Annotated in this window: 1 protein-coding gene and 2 pseudogenes; all 3 read right to left on the bottom strand. The window is 67.2% G+C overall.

From position 1 onward, the window contains the following. Window positions 1–441 (bottom strand): annotated as a pseudogene (locus VI480_RS00195) (amidohydrolase); the annotation flags it as partial. Next, window positions 441–2,356, bottom strand: a pseudogene (locus VI480_RS15450) (dipeptide ABC transporter ATP-binding protein). The pseudogenes VI480_RS15450 and VI480_RS00195, both read right to left, overlap by 1 nt. Before the next feature lie 3 nt (window positions 2,357–2,359). Beyond that, the coding region (locus tag VI480_RS00210) for an ABC transporter permease (protein WP_323670793.1) at window positions 2,360–3,229 on the bottom strand (870 nt) is incomplete at its 5' end.

The following is a 3,229-nucleotide window of genomic DNA, read 5'->3' on the forward strand; positions in this document are numbered from 1 at the left end:
GGTCACCGTGTCCAAGTGGCTGGCCACGAGCCGCTCGCCTGGGAAGTAGATGGGGTCGAGGCCCCACGCCAGCAGCGTCTGGGAATCGTCGCTCATGTCAGCTGCGGCCTTGGCCAACCGTTCGAGCACATCGTCGATCGACGTACAGCCCGGCCACAGCAATCCCTGGGGGTCGCGCCGGTCGAAGTAGCCGACGTACGTGGAGTTCCACAGGCCGCCTGACATCACATGGCAATGGGCCTCGACAAAGCCGGGCATGATCACGTGCTCTGCAAAGCAATCGTCGATGCGGTGCTCGCCCCACGACGCCAGCTCGTCGGTGCTGCCGACGCCCAGGATGCGGTCGCCGGCCACTGCCACGGCTTCGCCGAAGGGATATGCGGGGTTGATGGTGATGACCCGCCGAGCCGGGTAGATCACGAACGGTTGGTTCGTTCCCATCAGACATGCTCCTCTTGCGCGACGCTGGGCTGGTCGCTCGTGGCTTGCGCCACGAGGTGTCCCGGCTCCACTTCCACCAAGGTCACGGGCTCGGGGGCGGTACCGGCTTCGAAGACCGGGCTGGGAACCTCGTCGGTCTGCACCGATCGATCGGTCCGGCGACGAGCCGGATCGGCGATCGGCACTGCGTCGAGCAACCGCTTGGTGTAGTCGTGCATGGGGTTCTCGAAGATTGCCCGGCGCGAACCCAGCTCCACGATCTGGCCGAGGTACATCACGCCCACCCGGTGGGCGATCCGCTCCACCACGGCGAGGTCGTGGCTGATGAACAGGTACGACAGGCCCATCTCGTCCTGCAGGTCCATCATCAGGTTGATGACCTGCGCCTGGATCGAGACGTCCAGCGCGGACACGGCTTCATCGGCGATGACCAGCTCGGGTCGCAGCGCCAAGGCCCGGGCGATGCAGATGCGCTGCCGCTGACCCCCGGAGAATTGGTGCGGGTACTGGCGCATGTCGTCGGGCGACATGCCGACCCGTCGCAGCAGGTCGGCGACCACGTCATTGATCTCGCGCTTGGGCACGGCACGATGGATCTCGAGTGGCTCCGCAATCGCTTTGCCCACAGTGCGGCGGGGATCCAGGCTGGCAAAGGGATCCTGGAAAACGATCTGCGCCTTGCGCCGGTGAGGCCGCAGCGCTCGCGGCCCGAGGTTCGTGATGTCGGCGCCGTCGAGCCGGATGATGCCGCTGGTCGGATTCAGCAGGCGGATGATGAGGTAGGCGAGCGTCGACTTGCCACAGCCGCTCTCGCCCACCACAGCCAGCGTCTCCCCTCGATCGATGTGCAGGCTCACCTGCTCCACGGCGTGGACGCGGGCGCCACGACTGGCTGGGAAATGCTTGGTGAGCGCCTCGACCTCGACAATCGGTGCGGCGGCATCGTGCTGCGTCACGAGTCCGCGCCCCCGCCGCTGTCCATCGCCGGGGTGGCAGCCGCTGCCAATGCATCGGGATCGATCAGGTCGAAACGCTGCGGGGCCTCGACGCCGGCCATCGACCCGAGGCGCGGCACCGCTGCCAGCAGCGACTGCGTGTAGGGCTCGCTCGGCCGCTCGAAGATGTCTGAGACTTGGCCCCGCTCGACCAATCGCGACTGCTGCATCACGACCACCTCGTCGGCGATCTCCGCAACGACGCCCATGTCGTGGGTGATGATCAGCACGGCCGCGCCGGTCTCGCGCTGCATCTCGGCGATCAGGGCGAGGATCTGTGCCTGGATTGTCACGTCGAGCGCGGTGGTGGGCTCGTCCGCGATCAGGATCGCCGGGTCGCACGCCAGCGCCATGGCGATCATCACCCGCTGACGCATTCCTCCCGACATCTCGTGGGGGTACTGGTCGATCCGGCGGGCCGCGTCGGGGATGCGCACGCGGTTCAGCATTTCCAGGGTGCGCTCGCGAGCCTCGCTGCGATTCATGCCGCGGTGGAGCCGCAGCGCCTCGCCGATCTGGCTGCCGACGGTATAGACGGGGTTGAGGCTGGTGAGCGGCTCCTGGAAGATCATCGAGATGCGATCGCCCCGGATCGATCGCATCTGCGGTTCGGGCAGCTGCAGCAGGTCGTCGACGCTGCCGTCGTCGTGGCGGAACAGCACCTCACCGCTGCGGATCTCCGCCCGGGTGCCGATCTCGATGAGGCGCATGATCGACAGCGCCGTGACGGACTTGCCTGACCCCGATTCGCCCACCACCGCCAAGGTGGCGCCGTCGTGCAATTCGAAGGACACGTCGCTGACGGCAACGAAGTCGTCGAAGCCGACGGTCAGCCCCTGTACACGCAGCCTCGGCGCCGCACCGTTCCCGTCGGTCGCGGCTGCCGCGGTGTTCCCGCCTCCTGCGTCGCTCGTACTCATCGATCAGCGTCCCCGCAGCTTGGGGTTGTAGGCGTCCTGCAGCCCATCGCCGATGAGGCTGAAGCTCAGCACCGTGAAGAAGATCGCCAGGCCGGGGAAGGTCACCGACCACCACGCCGTCAAGAAGTTCCCGCGGTTCAGTCCGATCATCAAGCCCCAGCTCGTGGTGTTGGGATCACCGAGGCCCAGAAACGCCAGCCCAGCCTCGAACAGGATTGCCGTGCCCATGATGAGCGTGGCCGACACGATCAGCGGTGGCAGCGCATTCGGGAACACCACCTTGCGAATGATGCGCCAGTCCGTGGCTCCCACAGCTCGGGCAGACCGCACGAACTCCAGGTTCTTCAGCCTCAGGAACTCCGCTCGGGTGATACGGGCGATCCCTGGCCACGCCACCACGCCGATGGCGAACGAGATCGTCCACATCGAGGGCTCGAACAGGGCCACCAGCACCATCGCGAACAGCAGAGCGGGCAGCACTTGGAAGAACTCGGTGAAGCGCATGAGGGCGCTGTCGAGCCAGCCGCCGTAGTAGCCGGCGAGCGCGCCGATGCTGACGCCGATCACGAGCACCATCGCGGCCGCCATGGCAGCCACTGTCAGGCTGGTCGTGCCGCCGCCGATGACGCCCGCCAGCACGTCCCGCCCCAGGTAGTCGGTGCCCAGCCGGGCCTCTTCCAACTCTCCGGGACCGGTGAGCGGAATCGCCACGATGTGCTTGGGGTCGTTGTCGTAGATCCGCGGGCCGGCGACCGTCATGAACACGATCCCGACGAGCATCACCACGCCCGCCACAGCGGCCTTGTTGCGCACGAACAGCCGCAGAGTCTCGCGGCCCGGGCGCCCCGATCCGCCCCCGCCGCCGGCCCCAGA

The organism is Candidatus Poriferisodalis multihospitum (assembly GCF_028283155.1).
GTDB classification, from domain to species: Bacteria; Actinomycetota; Acidimicrobiia; order Acidimicrobiales; family Poriferisodalaceae; genus Poriferisodalis; species Poriferisodalis multihospitum.